This window comes from Flavivirga spongiicola (assembly GCF_030540825.1).
Lineage (GTDB): Bacteria > Bacteroidota > Bacteroidia > Flavobacteriales > Flavobacteriaceae > Flavivirga > Flavivirga spongiicola.
This window is the reverse complement of the sequence record NZ_JAUOEO010000002.1, coordinates 666,386-687,500: the sequence shown is the minus strand read 5'-3', so window position 1 is coordinate 687,500 and position 21,115 is coordinate 666,386. Positions and strand designations below refer to the sequence as shown.

23 protein-coding genes are annotated in these 21,115 nt (G+C 30.7%); 16 read left to right on the top strand and 7 right to left on the bottom strand.

Features of this window, described 5'->3' with window-relative positions:
* Nucleotides 1-83 precede the first annotated feature (83 nt).
* Nucleotides 84-2,024: a T9SS-dependent choice-of-anchor J family protein gene (locus Q4Q47_RS22985; protein WP_303309072.1), complete on the top strand. Its 1,941-nt coding sequence runs from the start codon at nucleotides 84-86 to the stop codon at nucleotides 2,022-2,024.
* 96 nt (nucleotides 2,025-2,120) lie between these two features.
* Here the strand turns inward: Q4Q47_RS22985 and Q4Q47_RS22980 are convergent, their stop codons facing one another.
* Nucleotides 2,121-3,152, bottom strand: a complete 1,032-nt coding sequence (locus Q4Q47_RS22980; RefSeq protein ID WP_303309071.1) for a quinone-dependent dihydroorotate dehydrogenase — start codon at nucleotides 3,150-3,152, stop codon at nucleotides 2,121-2,123.
* Nucleotides 3,153-3,334: 182 nt separating this feature from the next.
* Between Q4Q47_RS22980 and pepT the strand changes: the two genes are divergently transcribed.
* The 12 genes from pepT (at nucleotide 3,335) to Q4Q47_RS22920 (ending at nucleotide 13,713) form a co-directional block, all read left to right on the top strand.
* On the top strand, nucleotides 3,335-4,573 hold the full coding sequence (gene pepT, locus Q4Q47_RS22975; RefSeq protein WP_303309070.1) for a peptidase T: 1,239 nt from the start codon (nucleotides 3,335-3,337) through the stop codon (nucleotides 4,571-4,573).
* Between the two features lie 124 nt (nucleotides 4,574-4,697).
* Complete coding sequence (locus Q4Q47_RS22970) at nucleotides 4,698-5,711, top strand: hypothetical protein (RefSeq protein ID WP_303309069.1); 1,014 nt, start codon at nucleotides 4,698-4,700, stop codon at nucleotides 5,709-5,711.
* A gap of 344 nt (nucleotides 5,712-6,055) precedes the next feature.
* Nucleotides 6,056-6,595, top strand: a complete 540-nt coding sequence (locus Q4Q47_RS22965; RefSeq protein ID WP_303309068.1) for an RNA polymerase sigma factor — start codon at nucleotides 6,056-6,058, stop codon at nucleotides 6,593-6,595.
* Between the two features lie 6 nt (nucleotides 6,596-6,601).
* Complete coding sequence (locus tag Q4Q47_RS22960) at nucleotides 6,602-7,012, top strand: hypothetical protein (protein WP_303309067.1); 411 nt, start codon at nucleotides 6,602-6,604, stop codon at nucleotides 7,010-7,012.
* A gap of 28 nt (nucleotides 7,013-7,040) precedes the next feature.
* Nucleotides 7,041-7,259 (top strand): hypothetical protein, encoded by a 219-nt coding sequence (locus Q4Q47_RS22955; RefSeq protein ID WP_303309066.1) that lies wholly within the window; start codon nucleotides 7,041-7,043, stop codon nucleotides 7,257-7,259.
* A gap of 55 nt (nucleotides 7,260-7,314) precedes the next feature.
* Nucleotides 7,315-8,529, top strand: a complete 1,215-nt coding sequence (locus Q4Q47_RS22950) for an LETM1-related biofilm-associated protein (RefSeq protein ID WP_303309065.1) — start codon at nucleotides 7,315-7,317, stop codon at nucleotides 8,527-8,529.
* 51 nt (nucleotides 8,530-8,580) lie between these two features.
* A complete protein-coding gene (locus tag Q4Q47_RS22945; RefSeq protein ID WP_303309064.1) occupies nucleotides 8,581-9,150 on the top strand; it encodes a Crp/Fnr family transcriptional regulator in 570 nt (189 codons plus the stop codon).
* An 81-nt stretch (nucleotides 9,151-9,231) separates the two neighbouring features.
* Nucleotides 9,232-9,684, top strand: coding sequence for a carboxymuconolactone decarboxylase family protein (locus Q4Q47_RS22940; RefSeq protein WP_303309063.1), 453 nt, complete (start codon nucleotides 9,232-9,234; stop codon nucleotides 9,682-9,684).
* A 2-nt stretch (nucleotides 9,685-9,686) separates the two neighbouring features.
* Nucleotides 9,687-10,112 carry a DoxX family protein gene (locus tag Q4Q47_RS22935; protein ID WP_303309062.1) on the top strand — a complete coding sequence of 142 codons (426 nt, stop codon included), beginning with the start codon at nucleotides 9,687-9,689 and terminating at the stop codon, nucleotides 10,110-10,112.
* A gap of 166 nt (nucleotides 10,113-10,278) precedes the next feature.
* Nucleotides 10,279-11,271, top strand: coding sequence for a UDP-3-O-(3-hydroxymyristoyl)glucosamine N-acyltransferase (gene lpxD, locus Q4Q47_RS22930; protein WP_303309061.1), 993 nt, complete (start codon nucleotides 10,279-10,281; stop codon nucleotides 11,269-11,271).
* A gap of 106 nt (nucleotides 11,272-11,377) precedes the next feature.
* On the top strand, nucleotides 11,378-11,806 hold the full coding sequence (locus Q4Q47_RS22925; RefSeq protein ID WP_303309060.1) for a hypothetical protein: 429 nt from the start codon (nucleotides 11,378-11,380) through the stop codon (nucleotides 11,804-11,806).
* Between the two features lie 218 nt (nucleotides 11,807-12,024).
* The gene (locus Q4Q47_RS22920; protein ID WP_303309059.1) at nucleotides 12,025-13,713 is read left to right on the top strand and encodes a CotH kinase family protein; all 1,689 of its coding nucleotides are present in this window, start codon (nucleotides 12,025-12,027) and stop codon (nucleotides 13,711-13,713) included.
* A gap of 190 nt (nucleotides 13,714-13,903) precedes the next feature.
* On the opposite strand, the gene Q4Q47_RS22915 is transcribed toward Q4Q47_RS22920, so the two are convergent.
* The 6 genes from Q4Q47_RS22915 to Q4Q47_RS22890 form a co-directional block, all read right to left on the bottom strand.
* Complete coding sequence (locus tag Q4Q47_RS22915) at nucleotides 13,904-14,659, bottom strand: LytR/AlgR family response regulator transcription factor (RefSeq protein WP_303309058.1); 756 nt, start codon at nucleotides 14,657-14,659, stop codon at nucleotides 13,904-13,906.
* Nucleotides 14,660-14,807: 148 nt separating this feature from the next.
* Nucleotides 14,808-15,140, bottom strand: a complete 333-nt coding sequence (locus Q4Q47_RS22910; protein ID WP_303309057.1) for a 2TM domain-containing protein — start codon at nucleotides 15,138-15,140, stop codon at nucleotides 14,808-14,810.
* A gap of 12 nt (nucleotides 15,141-15,152) precedes the next feature.
* Nucleotides 15,153-15,461 carry a 2TM domain-containing protein gene (locus Q4Q47_RS22905; RefSeq protein WP_303309056.1) on the bottom strand — a complete coding sequence of 103 codons (309 nt, stop codon included), beginning with the start codon at nucleotides 15,459-15,461 and terminating at the stop codon, nucleotides 15,153-15,155.
* Between the two features lie 12 nt (nucleotides 15,462-15,473).
* Nucleotides 15,474-16,817 carry a 2TM domain-containing protein gene (locus Q4Q47_RS22900; RefSeq protein WP_303309055.1) on the bottom strand — a complete coding sequence of 448 codons (1,344 nt, stop codon included), beginning with the start codon at nucleotides 16,815-16,817 and terminating at the stop codon, nucleotides 15,474-15,476.
* Between the two features lie 21 nt (nucleotides 16,818-16,838).
* Nucleotides 16,839-17,462 carry a hypothetical protein gene (locus Q4Q47_RS22895; RefSeq protein WP_303309054.1) on the bottom strand — a complete coding sequence of 208 codons (624 nt, stop codon included), beginning with the start codon at nucleotides 17,460-17,462 and terminating at the stop codon, nucleotides 16,839-16,841.
* Between the two features lie 382 nt (nucleotides 17,463-17,844).
* Nucleotides 17,845-18,570: an energy transducer TonB gene (locus Q4Q47_RS22890; RefSeq protein WP_303309182.1), complete on the bottom strand. Its 726-nt coding sequence runs from the start codon at nucleotides 18,568-18,570 to the stop codon at nucleotides 17,845-17,847.
* A gap of 279 nt (nucleotides 18,571-18,849) precedes the next feature.
* Here Q4Q47_RS22890 and Q4Q47_RS22885 point away from each other — a divergent pair, with 279 nt between their 5' ends.
* The 3 genes from Q4Q47_RS22885 to rsgA are packed head-to-tail and all read left to right on the top strand — an operon-like array spanning nucleotide 18,850 to nucleotide 20,918.
* Complete coding sequence (locus tag Q4Q47_RS22885; protein WP_303309053.1) at nucleotides 18,850-19,395, top strand: TetR/AcrR family transcriptional regulator; 546 nt, start codon at nucleotides 18,850-18,852, stop codon at nucleotides 19,393-19,395.
* 17 nt (nucleotides 19,396-19,412) lie between these two features.
* Entirely contained in the window at nucleotides 19,413-19,835 is a 423-nt protein-coding gene (locus Q4Q47_RS22880) for a GNAT family N-acetyltransferase (RefSeq protein WP_303309052.1), read from the top strand.
* A gap of 6 nt (nucleotides 19,836-19,841) precedes the next feature.
* Complete coding sequence (rsgA, locus tag Q4Q47_RS22875) at nucleotides 19,842-20,918, top strand: ribosome small subunit-dependent GTPase A (RefSeq protein ID WP_303309051.1); 1,077 nt, start codon at nucleotides 19,842-19,844, stop codon at nucleotides 20,916-20,918.
* Nucleotides 20,919-21,115 lie beyond the last annotated feature (197 nt).

The following is a 21,115-nucleotide window of genomic DNA, read 5'->3' as shown; positions in this document are numbered from 1 at the left end:
GTAACCGATAAAATTTACGTTTAAACGTTTTTATTATTCATCTTTTTCATTATGGTATACATTTGAAAAAATGTTTTGCCCAAATGAATATTTTTATTACTAACCCAAAACTATTACTTATTTCGATAATATTGTCGGCTCCATACTATACTTTCGGGCAGAATAAAATCGAATCCAGTTGCGGTACAGTAACAACTTCAGAGTCCATTGATTATATAAATAGCATAAAACCACAAATTAAAAAATACGAGAAGGCATTTGCTTTTAGTAAATCTGGAAAAAGTAACACTCACAGAATAGTTAACTCTATTCCTATCAAAGCACATATTATTAGGTCTTCAAATGGTAGTGATGGACTTAGTACTTCCGATCTTAATAATGCCATTGAAAACCTTAATGATATTTATGCAGGTGCTTATATGGAATTCTTCTTGTGCGATAGCATTGACTATATAGATGATGATGTATTTTGTCATTTTAAAAAAGGTAATGAAAGTGATTTAAAAGAAGCATACTATACACCGGGTTTAATAAATATTTATTTTGTCAATCAGTTGTTAAATTCTTCTGATGCAAGCATTTGTGGATATAGTAATAATGTTGGAAGAGATAATGATATCATTGTTATGAAAAACAGCTGTGCAACTAACGGTTCTTCTTTAGCACACGAATTAGGACATTTTTTCTCTTTAACACACACACACGGACCAGATAATAACAAAATGACCACCGAATTAGTCGATGGTAGCAACTGTGATACAGATGGTGATGGTATTTGTGACACACCTGCAGACCCTATACTTTCTAATAGTAATGTTAATAGTTTTTGCGAGTTTATTGGCATAGAAACAGATGCAAACGGACATACCTTTAACCCTGATACGGGTAATTTAATGTCTTATTCCAGAAAATCCTGTAGAAACCATTTCACCGATCAGCAACTAGCTAGAATGTATGCCTTTTACCATACTACAAAAAACTATTTAGCATGTCCATCATTTAACGCTAATTTTAGTGTAGATACTAGCATAACCTGCGAGGAAACCTTAACTGTGAATTTTAAAAATAATTGCTCTAATATTACCAACTGGCAATGGGATATAGATTCTGATGGTATTATTGACTATACAAATCAAAATCCTTCACACACCTATGATACTGGTATATATGATGTAACGCTTACGGTCTCCAATAAGTCTAAAACTATAAAGAAAACATTTTCGAAATTTATAAAAGTAGGCACAGAAATAAACCCTATAGAAGAAAATTTTGAGAATTTTGAAATAGCAGGAGATCATGGTTGGACAACGATAGATACTTCTAAAAGTGGTTATAACTGGTATTCTAATATTGGACAAACTGCTACAGATGGCACAGGTCCTCTAAGTAATAATAAATCAGATGATATCATAGGAAAATATATTTATGCTGAAGCTTCCGGGGCAAACCCTGGAGATGTTGCTGAATTTATTTCACCATGTATTAATATCACCTCATCAAACACCGCATTAGAATTTTCGTATCATATGTTTGGTAAAAACATAGGAGAATTACATATAGATATTAAAACGGATAGCGGTTATATTAATGATGTTATCCCGGCACTTCACGGGAACCAACAATCTAATCAAGATGATGCGTTTTTAAAGAAACTTATTGATTTATCTTCTTATGAGAATGAAACTATAAAAGTTCGTTTTAGAGCTATAAGAGGTGCTAGTTGGGATGGTGACATTGCTATTGACAATATTCTTATTAAGCATATTGAAGAAGAACAAGATTCTTCCAAAACATTATCGAATATAACAGCATATCCAAACCCCATTACAAACGCTTCGCTTTATATTAAATCCAGAAACACTGAAGCTGTTTTAAATTATCAAATTTCTAATTTAGTCGGACAGGTATTCTTATCTGGAACGCTAACTAACCAACCAATTAATGTGAGTAGTTTATCTTCTGGAACTTACTTCCTAACAATTCATAGTGAGAATTCTAGAATCGTTAAAAAGATTATTAAGTAACGAAAGCTCAATATTAATATTCATTATAATCCTGCTAAAGACAATAAGACTGCTTCAAGAACTATTATGTTGAAGTCACGTTAAATAGCTTTTATACTACCTTTCAAGCAAGGCCTTATTAATTTGTTTTATAAGACTTGGACCTTCATAAATAAAACCAGTATAAACTTGTACTAAATCTGCACCAGCATCTATTTTTTCGAGAGCATCTTTAGCGGAATGTATGCCTCCTACTCCAATTATCGGAAATGATTTATTGCTTTTATCTGATAAATATTTTATAACCCTTGTGCTTTTATCTTTTATAGGTTGTCCGCTTAGACCACCATTACCTACACTTTCAAGTAACTCTTTTGAAGCTTTTAAATTACTTCTGTTCATAGACGTATTACTTGCAATAACACCATCTAATTTTGTTTTAGCAACAAGCGCTATGATTTCATCTAATTGTCCATCATTTAAATCGGGAGCTATTTTTAAAAGAATTGGTTTTTGATTTTCAAATGTTGCATTTGCCTTTTGCACCGCACCTATTAACTCCTCTAAATAATCTTTATCATTTAATTTAGCATGACTCCCAACATTCGGGCAACTCACATTAAGTACAAAATAATCAACATACGGATGTAATGCATTAAAACACTCTAAATAATCTTTAGTATAATCTTCAGGTTTTGTATCAGTATTTTTGCCAATATTACCACCAATAATCAATTTGCCCTTATTCTTTTTTAATTGAGAAATAGCAATTTCTACGCCTTCATTATTAAACCCCATTCGGTTAATAATTCCTTGATCATCTTTAAGTCTAAATAATCTTTTCTTAGGATTTCCAGCTTGCCCTTTAGGAGTTACCGTACCAATTTCAATAAAACCAAAACCAAAATTTGCCAATTCGTTATATAACACCGCATTTTTATCAAAACCTGCTGCCAAGCCTACTGGATTTTTAAATGTTAATCCGAATAAATTTCGTCTTAATCTGGCATCTTTAACCACATATAAACTTCTAAAAACAGCAGTAAAACCAGGAATTTTAGATGTGAATTTTATCAACGAAAATGTAAAATGGTGAATTTTTTCAGGGTCGAATAAAAAAAATAGAGGGCGAAGTAATAATTTGTACATCCGGTATTATTTATGCAAAAGTATGCAAAAGTATTTTTAGTGCTATTAAAAAAACTAAATAAACTAAAAATACTAAATAAAAAATTGCACAATTCTGAAAGCAAAAAAATTAATAATCGTATTTTTAAACCCGTAATAGATCATTGAGTCATTTCGCTCAAACCAACCAAATTAAACTTAAAATGATTTCAAAAGAAAACATCATAAAACGATTTGTAAGCTACGTTACTATTGATACAGAATCCGATCCAACCTCGGATACGACACCTAGTACAAAAAAGCAATGGGATTTGGCTAATAAGTTAGCCGAAGAGCTTAAAACTATTGGGATGCACGATGTTAGCATTGATGCTAACGCATACATTATGGCAACACTACCTAGTAATATAGATTATGATGTTCCAACTATTGGATTTGTTTCACATTTTGATACTTCTCCGGATTTTACAGGAGCCCATGTAAACCCTCAAATCATTGAAAATTATGATGGTAATGATATTGTTTTAAATGCAAATGAAAATATTGTATTATCTCCCGACTATTTTGATGATTTACTTTTATATAAAGGTCAAACCTTAATAACAACAGATGGCAACACCCTTCTGGGTGCGGATGATAAGGCTGGAATTTGTGAAATTGTTTCAGCCATGGAATATTTAGTGAATCATCCGGAAATTAAACATGGAAAAATAAGAGTCGGGTTCACTCCCGATGAAGAAATAGGTCGAGGTGCACATAAATTTGATGTTGAAAAATTCGGTGCAGATTGGGCTTACACTATGGACGGAAGTCAAATAGGTGAATTAGAATACGAAAACTTTAACGCTGCCGGTGCCGTAGTAAAAATAAAAGGTAAAATTGTACACCCCGGATATGCTAAAGGTAAAATGATAAATTCTATGTACATCGCTCAGGAATTTATTAATTCTCTGCCACGACTAGAAACTCCAGAACATACTGAGGGGTATCAAGGTTTTTTTCATTTACATAATATGAAGGGAGATGTTGAAGAAACGGTTTTAGAATATATTATTCGCGATCATGATAGAGGTCATTTCGAGGCTCGTAAAGAAGTCATGCAAAAGCTAACTAACGAATTGAATTCGCAATACGGTAGGGAAGTTATTAGTACCGAAATCAAAGATCAATATTATAATATGAAAGAAAAGGTCGAGCCTGTGATGCATATTGTAGATATTGCCGAAAAAGCCATGAAACAACTTGGTATTGAACCACTAATTAAAGCCATTCGTGGTGGCACTGATGGCTCGCAATTAAGTTATATGGGCTTGCCTTGCCCAAATATATTTGCCGGCGGACACAATTTCCATGGTCGTTATGAGTATGTGCCTGTTGAAAGTATGATTAAAGCAACAGAGGTTATTTGTAAAATAGCAGAATTGACGGCTTTAGAGAAGTAAAAAAATTGATTTTGTGAAAAATTTCGGCTAACTTCTTTTGCATCTTGGTATCTTGGTATTAAATAATCTGTACTGAACTTATTTCAGTATAGAAACGGTTATATATTAGTAAAAAACAAACGAAATGAACAAAACAATAAACCTTCAAAAAAAACTAATCATATTTGGGCTTCCATTACTGATTATTGGGTTGATGATTTTGATCGTTAAATCATCAGTATTCCAATTAAACCCTAATAGTTTGGCAATTGGGGTCACGTTTGACCTGTTATTGACAGTTCCTTTTATATATTTTTTACTAATTAGAAAAACCAATATTCCAAAAACGACAATAATCCCTTTTATGGTTTTTGGAATGGTTATTTGTTCAGTGATACTTCCTTCTGAGAATCAATATTACCTCAACCTTTTTAAAACTTGGATCTTTCCAATCATAGAATTATCGGTTTTATCATTTGTAATCTATAATGTTAGAAAAGGCATAAAATGCTACAAACAGAAAAAGACGTCATCTCTCGATTTTTTTACAATCCTTAAAAGTACTTGTTCCGAAATACTTCCTAAACCAGCTGTAATACCATTCGCAACGGAAATCGCTATTTTTTACTATGGCTTTATTTATTGGAAAAAAAGAGAATTAAATGAAAATGAATTCTCATATCATAAAAATAGTGGTAGTATATCTTTATTAATTGCCATTATATTTATTGTTGCCATAGAAACAGTTGTACTTCACATATTACTTGCAAAATGGAGTCATATTGCCGCTTGGATTTTAACTTTTTTGAGTATTTATTCCGGAACACAAATTTTTGGTTTTTTAAAATCAATGATTAAAAGACCTATATCGATAGAAAATGATAAGCTCTACCTTCGATACGGTATTATGAGCGAATCGACTATTGATCTGGAAAAAATCGATTCAATAGAAATATCTTCAAAAGATATTGGGAAGAACAAAGCCGTTAGAAAATTATCATTTCTCGGAGAACTTGAGGGGCATAATATAATAATCAAATTAAAGACAGAACATACGTTAATTGGACTTTATGGCGTTAAAAGAAAATTTAGAGTTTTAGCTTTACACGTTGATGATAAAATTGCATTTAAAAACCGTATAGATAACGCCTTATTATAGGTCTATAAATTAAGTATTTTGTCCCCTTTACCTGAAATTCGATTAAGTTCCTATAGTATTCTTATTTACGTATCTTAGATTAACAAAACAAAATCTTGAATAAAATTACCTTCAGAAAATCTGTTGCATGTAGTATAACCTAAAAAACAAGCGGTCTAAAATCTAAAAAAATGAATCCGTAACCAGGGTTATAGTTAATATATCAACACCAAACTTATTCCAGAGAAATATCATACCTGCATTCTTTCTTATCAAGAAAATAAAATGCATTATTTTTAAATAAAATGCAATAGATTAAAAAAGTATCGTCTTTTTAATCAAAGACCCTTTATAAATGGTTTTAAATGAATTCGGAATCAGAAAACAGTAAAAAACTTAATGATTTTTTTGGTAGAGAGTACCGATCTCTTAAGGCTTATGTGAATAGCAGAATAAAAGATACTGCCAGTCGAAATGCTGAAGATATTATTCAGGACGTAGCTTTAAAATTATTCTCAGGAGCAGATAGATATGCTCCTATCAATAATGTAGCTGGTTTTGTATATAGATCAATTAAAAATAGAATAATTGATATTATGCGAACAACAAAACCAACAGAACAAATAGAAATTGATAGTGAGTTTTTGGATTTAGCAGAAATGATTTACCAATCAACAGACAATCAAACGTCAGAAGAAATGATTCCCCTTTTAAAAAAGAGCATTAAACAACTCAAACCGGGATATCGAGATATTATTATAGCGGTAGATTTCGAAGGCTATTCATATAAAGAAATTTCTAAAGAAACAGGAATTCCTGAAGGCACACTAATGTCCAGAAGACATCGAGCCATTGGAATTTTATATAAAAAATTAGAATCAGAAATTAACAAACATAAAAATTAACATATCATGAAAAATTTTTTCACTCATAAATTCAGAAAAAAATCTCCAGTAGAAATTGCCGGAATGATCATCTTTGGTGCTATTGCCATCACCGGACTTGCAATTTTGTTTGGTTTTGTAATCATGTGGTTATGGAATTGGCTTATGCCAGAAATTTTCGGACTTACTACCCTTAGTTATTGGCAAGCCGTAGGATTGTTTATATTCCTAAAATTACTACTTGGAGGCTGTGGAGGTGGTGGAAAATCGTCTAAAAGTTCGAAACAAAAATGTAACGACAATTCCAAAAGTGATTTTTCAAAATGGAAACATTATGACGAATTTTGGGAAGAGGAAGGCGATGAGCTTTATAAACAATACCTCGAACGAAAAACAAATCCAAGCCAAACAAACGAATCGGAACTCGAATCGCTTTAAGTTTCATTATTTTTTTTATTATTCGATTATGCACCTACTAATATTTGAAACAGATATAAAGTCAAAGAAAAAAATAAAGTCTTTAAAGCCCTTGCTCAATAAGCATTCTGACATTATAAAATGGTCAATCGATCTTGAAGATATTGATAATGTACTTAGAATTGAAGCGACCACTAATATTACAGAATCTGATATCATTGATATGATCAGAACTCATGGTTTTTATATCGAAACATTAACAGATTAGATTCTAAATTGTATCAAGAAAGTAAACTTTGTTAAAACGGAAATTTGTAAATTAAATGCCTAAAGCATTACATTTACACCATATAAAAAATGATACTATGAATCCGTCTGCACAAGGTTGGATAAAAAAACTACTAAAGGAGATTGAAAAAAAGGATGCTATCTTTAATTTTAATGAAGAAGCCTTTTATAATACCTTAAGAAATTGTGGCTTTATATATGGAAGTAATTTGGGTATTGTTGGAGACACTATTAATAAAAAAGATCTTACTGAAGAGGAGCTTTGTAAAACAAATTTGCTTTTAACATTATTGTACACTCATAATAATTCAACGTCTAAAACCTCATTTATTGATAGTGTTATAAATTTTTATACGGATATAAATGAGCTTAAAATTTCATACTTTCAAGAATTATTAGGTGGTAAAAAATCTAGTGAACAACTTGAAAAAATAATTCATAAACGAGTACAAATTGATGCCAATGTACTGACTAAAAACTTTAATTATTTTATTATAAATGCTTTACTATTTATTGATGTACTTGCTTATCAGGAGTTTTTAAAAAACAATACGATTTCAATTGATTATATAAAAAATTTAGAAGCCGCTATAGAGACTATTTCTTTAGATGTTTTAAATTCTAAAACAAGAAAGAATCAGTACGATGAAAGTTTAATAAAGCTCTTTGAATCTTCGCTGCGATTTAAAGATAACGTTCATGTAAATTATAAAAAAGCCATAGAAATTATAAAAACGAAACAAGAAAAATACTATGTTTTAGATTTAGCTTGTATGGCCACATGGGGAGATAGGACTATTGATGATAATGAACAACAATTTTTAATTCAGTTAGGTACCGATTTAAACCTTCATACATCTCGTATTAACCAATCTATAAATACTGTAAATCATTTTTACACTACGAATAAAGACAATATAGCACTTTTAAGTTCTAAAAATATTGTACAGAGTTTTTACAATAACTCTAGTAAAATGGTGAATAAATTGATTACAAGAAATAGCAAGCGCTTATATCAAGAACTTAAAGACAGTAAGGAACTTATGATTTTGTTATCTCAATCTACAGTTCGAGATTTAAATAGCGAGGAACAAAAAAAAGTCCAAGAGCAACTATTGGATGTTTTTAAATCCATACCTAGCCTTGCTATATTTATACTTCCTGGAGGTGCATTATTACTACCTTTGGTTATTAAATTTATTCCAAAATTATTACCTTCTGCTTTTGATGATAATAGAATCGATGATTAATACCAATTCAAATTTAATCATGCGTCATTTTGAAATTCAATTGGTATAATTATGAGAAAACAACTTCACAGGTATTTAAATCGTTATGTCCCTTTTTCCGAAGAAGAAATAGATTTATTTTATAGCTATCTAACATTACAAACGTTTCAAAAAAAAGAATTTATCTTAAAGGAAGGCGATGTATGCAAAATTAAATTCTTTATCACAAAAGGATTAACACGAACTTTTAAGATTGACGATAAAGGCCACGAAAATATCATTCATTTTGGTATAGAAAACTGGTGGATGACCAATATGGAAAGTTTTATTACCGAACAACCATCTCTTTTATATATCCAAGCACTTGAAAAAACAACCATACTTACTATTAGTAAAGTTAATTTAGAAAAAGCCTATATAGCCATACCAAAATTAGAACGGTTATTTAGAATTATTACCGAAAACATGTTTATTGCCATTGAGCGCAAAAACGAACATTACATTAAAATGAATAGTAAAGAACGGTATCATGTATTTATAAATGAACTTAGAGCATTTTCTCAACGGGTTCCTCAATATATGATCGCTTCATATCTTGATATTACACCCGAATATTTAAGCGAACTTCGGAAAAACAAATAATTTTTATTTCTTAAGACATCTTAATTTTTATTTATTTTCTCTATCCTAATTTTGTTTCATAATTAAAAATAATAGTAAACTATGGAACAAATTTCTTATACCGATGTCCCAGAAGGCATGTTTGAAAACTTGAGAATTATAGAAGACTCAATTGACAATTCTCCACTAGATAATAAACTCTTAGAACTTATAAAATTAAGAGTCTCTCAAAAAAATGGTTGTGCTTATTGCCTAGATATGCATTATAAAGAATTAAAACATGCAGGTGAAACGGAACTACGTTTATCATCTTTATGCGTATGGGAAGAAACTCCCTATTTTTCTAATAAAGAAAGAGTTGTATTGAAGTTTGCTGAGACCCTTACAAAAATAAATAGCGCACCAATACCCAAAGAAGATTATACACCATTATTGAGTCATTTTAATAAAAAAGAAATATGCTACCTAACGCTGGCCATAACCCAAATAAATACTTGGAACAGGCTTATGAAAGTATTTCAATTCACACCCGGAAATTATAAAATAGAACATTAACTATGAGTCGAAACATCATTAAATCATTTTTAAGATTAGCCATTAGCGCAGGTTTTCTTTCTGCCGTAGCAGATAGACTTGGGTTTTGGCAACAAAAAGTCTCTGTTTGGGGAAATTGGCAATCTTTTTTAGATTACACACAGCTTATTAATCCTTTAATACCAAAGTCTCTAATTCCTTTTTTAGGATTAACAGCCACCATTGCAGAAATCGTTTTTGCTATTTGTTTACTGATAGGTTATAAAACCGAGTTATTTGCAAAATTAAGTGGATTCCTATTATTAATTTTTGCTTTAGCAATGTGTTTTTCAACCGGAATTAAAGGTGCTTTTGATTACTCTGTATTATCAGCTGCTGCTGCTGCCTTTGCTTTAGCTCTTATGAAAGAAAAACATTATGAAATAGATAGTATTTTAAAGAAAAAGTAGTTAAAGCAGATTTCTATATCTAACAAATATCCGATAAAAGGTAATAACTATGGCCTTTTATCGGATGTTTGCTTTTATACGATTATATGATTACAAAAAAAAAGACAAATTCTATTTTATTTCCGTTAGATTTACAAACACTTGCTAACCTCTAACTAGAAAACATATGACATCGTATACTATAAAAGAAATTAATGATATCTTAAAAGGTGAGTTAATAGGAAACACAACACAATCGATTGATGGACCAGAACAATTACAAAACGCCGAAATTAATCATATAACTTTTATAGGCAGTATAAAATATGTTAAGCATTGGGCAGACTCAAAAGCCTGTGCTGCTGTAGTAAACGATAATTTAAATGTAGAACCTGGAGACAATCGAGCATTAATTAAAGTAAAAAATGCTGATTTAGCTATGGCTAAAATTTTAGAACTCTTTAATCCACCAGCTCCAGAATTTGATACCGATATACATCCTACAGCTGTTATTCATGAAACCGCAAAAATTGGAGAAGGCTGTAAAATTGGTGCCAATTGCTATATAGGTAAAAATGTAGAACTTGGTAACGGCGTTATTTTATATCCAAACGTTTGTGTTTTTGACGAAACAACTATTGGTAACAATACCATTGCTTGGTCTGGAACGGTTATTAGGGAACGTTGTATTATCGGGAGTCATTGTATTTTCCATACCAATGTAAGTATTGGTGCAGATGGTTTTGGATATCGCCCAAGTGACGATGGACGAGGCCTTGTTAAAATTCCACAAATTGGTAATGTTATTATTGGTCATTATGTTGAAATCGGAGCTAATTCTTGTGTTGACCGGGCTAAATTTAGTGCAACAATTGTTGGTGATGGCTGTAAAATAGACAACTTAGTACAAATAGCACATAATAGTATTATGGGACGTTTTTGTATTATGGCTGGGCATAGCGGACTTGCTGGTTCTGTAACTTTAGGTGATGGTGTTATTATTGGAGGAAGCGCTTCTATTAAAGATCACACCACTATCGAATCTGGCGCTACTGTAGGTGCTGGATCTGGTGTTATGAACAATGTAAAAGCTGGAGAAACCGTTTTAGGATATCCTGCACAAGATGCCAGAGATATGCTGAAGCAATGGGTTGCGATGCGAAGACTTGCTAAAAAGTAGTTTTTATTCTGTTAAATATCCATTAGATTTGTAAGTATATTTTATTGTTTATATAATTGAAGTATATACACCTATGCACATAGTGTTAAACTGTAATGCATCTAAAATGAAACTAATACTTACCAGTCTGCTTTTAATATCTAACTTGATCTTATTTTCTCAATCGGATAAGCTGACTGGTGTTTATAATCGTACACTCGGTAAAGAAGGAAATCACTTAATTGAATATAAATTAACTTTAAATCAAGATGGAACCTTCTTCTTCCATTCTTATTCAAATAATAAACGAGGAATCCCACCCGAAGTAAATAAATACGGGAAAGGAAAATGGAGTGCAGAAAACAAAATCATTTCTTTTTTTTCAGAAAAGGAAAAAGACTTTGATGAAAAATATACTTTAGACTTTAATAATTCCAAGGCAAGATTTGTAACAAAATCTCCTAGGGACAAAACTGATCGTATAATAAAAACCAAGCTTAAGTTTTTTGAATCTGAGATCTTCTGGATGCGATCAATTGATATGTTTAAAATATAAAAACGCATTACAACAATGTAAATAATTGCTTAGTTCGTTCCATTTTTAGTAAACTAGCTAAATCTCCATTAAGATTGATAAACTCAATGGCAAAAACACACTTGGAAAAGTAAATAAATTAAAAACATGGAACTTGGGTCTGTACTGAACTAAAAACGTAGTATCTTTTTCGCCGATACGTTTCATACATAAACTCATTAAAACACTATGAAATAAAAATGAAGAATTTCTGTTTAACACTCTTAATAATATTAAATTCAATTTTAGGTTTATCACAATCATTAACTATTGACATTCCTGAAAACCACTTTAAAATAGATGAGACTAATTCCTTAATAGTTTCTCATATTGAAAATATTGAAACTTATAATGATGTTACTGGTTTCAATGAAATAATCATATCCTTAAACCAAAATGATTATAATTTCAATTCAATGCCAACTACTTTGGAGTATTCAGATTCATATTTAATTACTGAAACAAATACAACTAACCAATACACATTATATTTTACACAATTACCAATTATTTCAATAGAAACTCCAAATACAATTTTTGATGAACCTAAAGTGCTTGCTAATTTTGTATATGCTGATAATGAACAAGTTTTAATATCGAATATAGGAATAGAATTAAGAGGTGGCTCATCACAAAGTTATCCTAAAAAAACTTATGATTTGGAATTTTGGGAAGATGATAGCGGTGAAGACACACATAATGTCCAATTTGGAAACTTAAGGTCTGATGATGATTGGATCTTAGATGCTCTATATAATGAACCCTTGAGATTAAGAAGTTATATTTCAAATAAATTATGGCTTAATATACATACTACAAACTACCTAGAAGATGAACCTAAGGCTAAATCTGGTGCTAATGTCAAGTATGTAGAGATGTTTTTAAATGGGAATTATAATGGTATTTATAATCTTTCTGAACAAATTGATAAAAAACAATTAAAACTTAAAAGTTTCAATGGAGATATTCGAGGTGAACTATATAAAGGAATATCTTGGGGAGCTTCTACCTTTACAAATTTCCCCTCTTATAATAATGACAATAGAATTTGGAGTGGTTACGAAATAAAATACCCTAAAGAAGACGATGTAACGGATTGGAGTAATTTATATCAGTTTACAGATTTTGTGATGAATTCATCAAATACCTATTTTTTTGATAATATTTGGAGTGAATTTGATTTTAATAACTATTCTGATTATTTTATATTTCTCAATCTATTAAGAGCAACGGATAATACAGGAAAAAATATTTACCTCGCAAAATATCAATCTGATGAACCTTATTTTTATGTTCCTTGGGATTTAGATGGTTGTTTTGGGACAATATGGAATGGTAACAACGAAAATATCACAAATGACATATTAAGTAACGGGTTAATTAATAGAGTTATAGAATTAAATCCAAATAATTCCTCAAAGAGCATTTCAAATAGATGGTTTGAATATAGAGAGAATATCTTCGATAATACCTCTCTAGCTGAAACAATTGAAACCCAATATGAATTTCTTTTAAATAATAAAATATACGAAAGAGAAGCTTTAGTCTTTCCAAATTATTCATTTAGTGAACAAGATTTATCTTATATGCTGAATTGGCTTGAAAATAGGCTAACTTATTTAGACACCTATTTTGGTGATATCTTATCTATTAATGAAAATAATTCAAATAATAACGAAATATTCCTATACCCTAACCCTGCAAAAGATAAAATATATTTCACTAACATAAATTATTTAATCAATAAAGAGTATAAATTATTTGATTTTTCAGGAAAACTAATTCATCAAGGACACATTAAAGAAAATTTCATCTCCATTAAAAATTTAGAAAAAGGATATTATTTAATAACTTTAAATAATGAAGCTCACAAATTTTTGGTAAAATAACATTTTACAACAAAGAATTAGTTAAGCCCAGTTTCAACATTATTAATTAGGAAACCAAAATTTGGGTTTTCCATATTTACTGATAAGGTAAGAATCCTTAATGCTCTTTTACCTTTCCCATTTCTAATAATTTTCAGTCAAATTCAAGAACACTTAGTTGACCGTATTTAAGAACTATAGATTACACCAACTACTCCAACCAAGCTCTAAAATCTTTAACACGCTCACGAGCTACAATAACTTCTTGTTCGTTATACGCGTTTAGTTTTATTTGTAAACGTGAGTTGGTATAGCTTACCATATCTTTTATAGCATTAATGTTTACAAAGAATTTTCTATTAATACGAAAAAAAGTTTGAGGTTCTAATTCATTTTCCAGATACTCCAGCGTGGTGTCTAAAAGATAATTTCTCCCCTCGGTTGTGTATAAATAGGTGCCTTTATTTTCACTGTAAAAACACTCAATATCATCAATATTAATAAGTTTTAAATGCTGCCCTACTTTTACCGAAAAGCGTTTTTTATATTCACGATCTATCGGGTTTACTAAAAGTTTTTTTATATCGTTAAAATCTAAAGTCACAGCCTGTTTTTGTGGTAAACGTTCTTGATATTTTTTTACTGCGATTGCTAAATCATCTTCATCAATAGGTTTCAACAAATAATCTATGCTATTTAACTTAAAGGCTTGTAGTGCATACTCATCATAAGCTGTAGTGAAAATAACGGCACTTTTAATTTCAATAGATTCAAAAATTTCGAATGATAAGCCATCGCTTAATTGAATATCGAGAAAAATTAAATCGGGATGTTTGTTATCTTCAAACCACTTTATTGACTCTTCAACAGAATGCAACATGGTTTGAGCTTCCATATTTAAGGTTTTCAACATACGTTGTAGACGCCTTGCTGATGGTTTCTCGTCTTCAATAATGATTACATTCATTTCTTTATATAAATTTGTTTATTATCGTGTTTGCTATTGAAGCGTTTTAATGTTGTTTCTTTTAATTGTGAATTCCTGACTTCACTTACACAAACTCTATGTGACATATTAATAGAGTAAAAAACGAAACTAGATAGAAATAACTTATTTACTCCCAACGTTTTTTATCTTTATTCAGAAACTCATTAATCTTGCGTTCTTCCCACTTTTTACTAAAGAATAAGTTTTTACCAAATACACCCATAGCATGAAAGCCCAGACCAATGCCCCAAAAAAGCGGCGTGGAAAATGTCCCAAAGTGCCAAATATTACCATCATTGGCGTTTATAGCAATCATAATAAAAATAAATATGTTAACTACTGCATACCAGAAGGCATGCCAGTAAAAACCTTTAAGCTCCTTTAGCCTTTTTTGAGCTCTTAAATAAGCATCTTCCTTTTTATATTCTTCTGATGAATAATTATAATCTCTATTTTTCATTTTCTTTTGAATTTAGCCCCAACGCATTTTTTCTTCTTCTTCTTCCATAAACTCTTGTATCTTTTTTTCTTCCCATTTGCGTCCCAAAACACCATTGTTTACAAACACATTATAAGCATGAAAACCCAAACCAATGCCCCAACCTGCCATTGGAAACCAAAACCATTGAAAGTCCCAATGAGTTCTATAATTAACAAAAACTAAAAAGGGTATAACTAAGCAATAGGCTATTAAATGATAGTAAAACTCTTTAAGGTCTTCAACCCTTTTTCGTGCTCTTAAATATTTACTGTCCACTTCAGAATCTGGTAATCTTTTCATAATTTCTTTTATTTAATTCCAATGTTTATTATCTTTTTCCTCACGCATATATTTTTCAATTTTACGTTTTTCCCAGTCTCTGCCAAAAGCTGCATCGTTTACAAAAACTCTAAAAGCATGAATAGCTAAACCTATACCCCAACCAAACATAGGAAACCAAAACCATTGAAAACCCCATGACGTTCGATAGTTTATAAATATTAAAAACGGAATGACTAAACAATATGATATTAGGCTATAATAAAACCCCTTGAGTTCTTCTACATGCTTACGTGCACGTACATAACTATCGTCTATTTCTGGTTGTATTTGTGATCTCATAACTATAATTTGTTTTGTAAGCATAGGTATAGCTACAGCAAAACTATTTGCTTCTTTAATAATGTTTACTTTTTTATTCGTTAATAAATCGTAGCGCTGTTTAATATTACTAAGACCTACACCACTACTCTTTTTTACTATTTGTTTTAGTTGTAAATTATTTTCGATAACCAAATTATGCCCGTCTTCATAAATCTTTATATGTAACGGTTTACCAGATGTTACCATATTATGCTTCACCGCATTTTCTAAAAGTAGTTGTAATGATAATGGCACCACTTTACTTTCTGGGTTTGATGCTTTTTCCGGCATATCGAAAATGATACTGTCTTCAAAACGCATTTTGAGTAAAGACATGTAGGTCTTTGCGAATTGTAATTCTTCATCAACGGTTATCAATTCCTTATCCTTTTGTTCTAAAACATAACGATATACTTTAGATAAAGAAGTTGTAAACTTTTGGGCATTATCAGGGTTTTCTTCTATTAAACTGGTTAGTACATTTAAGCTATTAAACAAAAAATGCGGGTCTAACTGATTCTTTAAGGCATCAAACTTAGCACTCGCAGTTCCGGCTATGACCTTTTGCTCTTTTATTCTATTTTGCTGGTATTTATTATAAAAATAAATAATGTGAAAAATGGTAACAATAGTTAAGGTTATCCACAATCCGAATTGATAAGATTTAAGCGTTTCATTTTCGATAAACTCATAAAAAGACCTGCCTTCAAGAGTTAATGACGTAAGCATTCTCAAAATAAACAAGCCCATTAATGTCATTAGAGTAGATCCAAAAATCCCCAAAATAACCTGTTTTACAGTATCTCCTTTTTTCCAATTAAGGTGATTAAAATAATTGAAGAAATACATGTTGGAATATCCAAGCACGAAAGAATACAACTGATAAAAAACAAAATCAATTAAAAAATCATTGATGCTATCAAATTCAAACCCCTCTGAAAGAAAATTATCTATTACAAAGATGGCGCATCCAATAACAAACACTATAATGATATTTTTAACCGATTTTGTCATATTTTTTTGATTCTATTTAGTTTATTTTCCGCAAGACTCTAATATTTGAATCGCACGTTCTTTACCCCAATTAGGATGAAATGATGTTTCTGGTTTAAAGTTAGCAAAAAGTTCTATGGCTCTCTCTAAATCTTTACAAAATGGTGTTGTGTCTTGACCAAAAAAACTAGCACTTCCCATATCCCACTCTGCTTTACAATAAACAACTCTTGGGTTTTCAGGTGCAATTTGTGCTGCTTTTGTATATAATTCAACTACTTTTCCAGACAAGGTCATACCATATGTCGCACCATCAAAAGCAACCCAAGCAGTATGTAATAATGCTTGTAATACTATAATTTCTGGGTTGTCTTTTGAAATAGCGGTAGCGTCATTAATTAAATCTTGTGCTTTTTTTAGCTGTGCTGTAAGTTTCTCTTTGTCTTTTTCTCCAAAACTACTTACAATATTAATTTGTGCTGCATAATAAGGTGGCAACCAATTATCTGGTTCAGCATTTGCAATGCGTTCAAACATATTTGATGCTTCAGTTGGGTTATTGTTCCCCCAAAGTCCAAAAGCTTTTTGCATACCCTTTTCGTAATTAGTTTGAGAATGTATAAATCCCGAAACTAATAGTACTGTAATAATGATTAGATGTTTCATGTATTCGTATTTATAGTTTTAATTATAAAGCAAATATCTCATGCTAACCTCTATTTTTAAAAACGGACTTACCGAACTGTAATTTTTTCCAGATGAAATGTTAAACTCTAAAATTGATTTACATTTTAACACTGAACTCATCTTGACTTTTAGTGTTTAACCGAAAATGAGATAAAATTTGTCCAGACGAGACGCTTTTTGAAAGGCATAGTATAGCTACGGATAAAAAAAGTAACGAAATATGGGCGAATTTTAGCCATGCATGCCTGCCGGCAGGCAGGTTTCAGGAAATAGAAAAAGTCAAGATGGGTTCACTATAAAAAGAACAAGAGATATAAAATATCTCTTGTTCTCACACTAATATAATAACTATTAACAAACCTTAACCTTCATTAAACTTGAAGAATATTGGTACTGCGTAAGATACTTTTACGGGTTTACCTCGTTGAGTTCCTGGTTTCATCTTAGGTAATAATCCTATAATTCGTTCAGCTTCTGTTTCTAAAATTTTATCTGGACCTCTAGATCTTATACCTGTTATATGCCCTTTAGAATCTATAATGAATATTACAGATACGCGTCCTTGTATCCCCAATTCCAATGCTGCTTCTGGGTATTTAAAATTATTAACTACATGTTCTTGCATCTTTTGTTGAAAACAATCCTTCATCTTTTTTTTAGGTCGCCCTTCACATCCAGGAAAAACAGGTACATTCTCAATAACAGCAAACGCAACTTGTACTTCTTCCTCTACTTCTTCTACTTCAACATCGCTTACTTCTACGATATCTCGAATAGCTTCTTCCTGTGACGTTTCTGTACTTTCAATAACAGTTTCTTCTATTTCTTCAACATCATCTATTATTTGAATAGATTGCTGAACGGCTACTGGCGGTGGCGGTGGCGGTGGTGTATTCACATTAACAATAGGAATTTCCTCTTCAAACTCACTTTCCACTTCTAAAAGATCTATAACAACATCATCTTTTTCATAAGTTTTATATTCTAAAACTTGCCAAGAAAAGAGTAACATCAAATTAAGACCTATAGCAAAATAGATACTACTATTTCTATTTATTTCTAATTTTGGATTCTTTTTAGCTTCCATGACCCTAATATTTATTGATAACCAAGTATCATTAATTACTAGCATAAAATTATCATATACTCAGCTAAATAACTATGATATTTATCATATCATAAAATACAGCTCATATTTTGATTATATCGTATTTTTATAGTGTTTTAAGATGAAATTACCTCAGCGAAAATTTTATAAAAACTTAATTAAACCACTTTCTCTTTAAACATTATAGAATTAGAAATCGTCCAGTTCAAAATAATTCTATATATTTACAAACCGAACAGTCGGTTTTGCATTATATTTATGAGTAATAAAAAAAATAAAGTCATTGAAGCAGCAACCAAACTATTTGCTGAAAAAGGTTTTGAAAATACATCAATGGCTAATATCTGCCTTGAAGCTAATGTGTCTAAAGGACTCGTATATCATCATTTTAAATCAAAAGAATCTATTTTGATAGAAATTTTCACAAATGTTACAGATAAAATGATTGAGATGAATGCAAAATCAAAATCTTCTCAAGAACCAAAACTTCAATTGGTACAACTAATAGAGACTATTTTTTATCAACTAGAATGTGACAAGACCTTTTTTCAACTCAATTTAAATATTATGTTTCAGCCAACAACCAGACAGATTTTAAAAGAACAAATAGAAAAAAGAGCCTCTATTTTACTTAACTCTGTAAAAAATATTTTTGATCAGATTTCGCTAGAAAAAAGTACGCTACTTAGTTATGTGTTCATTGCAGAAATTGATGGAATCTCACTAAACTACCTTACTGTATTTGATGAATATCCTTTAGATATGATAAAACAAGAACTCATTAACAAATACATACATTTTTGAATTAATTAAAATTGATAATGATTAGAAAATATAACGAAAAAGAAATCCCTACCCTTATTCAAATATGGGAACTTTCTTCAACATTAGCACACCCTTTTTTAGATAGTGCATTTACTCAAATAGTGAAAAAGGCAATGACAGAAACATATCTTCCAAATTCTAATACTTGGGTTTATGAAGAATCCAATATTATTATAGGGTTTATATCCATGATAGAAAATGAAATTGGTGGGTTATTTGTACACCCAAATCATCATTCTAAAGGCATTGGAACATTACTAGTTAACCATATTAATCAATTTCATAAGGAATTAGAAGTTGAAGTCTTTAATGAAAATAAAATTGGAAAACCATTTTACGAAAAGCACGGGTTTAAGATTTTTAAAGAATATATTCAAGAAGGTACTAATCAAAAAGTACTACGAATGAAAAAACAATAAATTAAGATGGTTACAATCTCACTTCAGGATTTAGGGTACAATAAAACCTTAGAAGCCTATCGAAAAGAACAAAACATCGATTCGTTTGATGTTGGTCGTGTTATATTAGAACATAAAGACAGATATATTGTAAAAACTGCTAGTAAAGAATTTGACGCTGAACTTATCGGCAATTTAAGATTTACCGCAGAAAACAGATATGATTTACCAGCTGTTGGAGATTGGGTAGCCTTTTCTGAATATGACGCAGGAAAAGCCTTGATACATGCCATTTACCCCAGACATTCTATTATTGAGCGACAGGCCGTTGGAAAATATGCTCAGCCCCAAATAATTGCTACAAATATAGATTATGGCTTAATTGTTCAATCTGTAAATAGGGACTTCAACATAAATCGTTTAGAAAGGTACTTAACTATTTGTAACACTTCCAACGTCGAGCCTATTATTGTTTTGAGCAAGATAGATTTAATAGATGAATTAACATTAAACGCGTTTCTTAATGATATAAAAAAGCGAATCAAAGATGTTTCTGTCATAGCCATTAGCAATCAATCTAAAATAGGTTTGGATAACATAAAAGCCATGATAAATAAGGGTAAAACCTATTGCTTATTAGGTTCTTCTGGCGTAGGAAAGTCAACACTTTTAAATCTACTTATGGGCAAAGAATTAATGAATACAGGTGCTATTAGTGAGCGTATAGACAGAGGAAAACACGTGACAACTCACAGAGAATTAATTGTACTGGAACATGGTGGGGTTTTAATCGACAATCCTGGAATGCGTGAAGTTGGTATTACTAATGTTTCCGCAGGGCTTGAAATGACTTTCGATGACATTATTGAATTAACTCAAAATTGTAAATTCAAAAACTGTACGCATATCAATGAAAAAGGTTGTGCGATATTAAACGCTGTTGAAAATGGGGATATTGATTCAGGCTCCTATGCCAATTTTCAAAAAATGGAAAAAGAACGGGCTTTTTTTGAATCAAGTGTTGAAGAAAAGAGAAAGAAAGACAAAGACTTTGGAAAAATGATTAAAAATGTCAAAAAACTAAGAAAACGGAATAAGTACTAATAGGAAGCCTTATTCGTTAAAATAAGATGCCTAAATATTCATTTAAATAGGTTTTATAATGGCTCCTCTAAACCCTTCTGCATGGGTAAAAGATTTATTATCTTAGTACACATATAATATATATATAACATATGTTATATATATCCTATATTTGGGTGTATAAAGAACATATGTTCTTTATACTATTGTTGTACAAC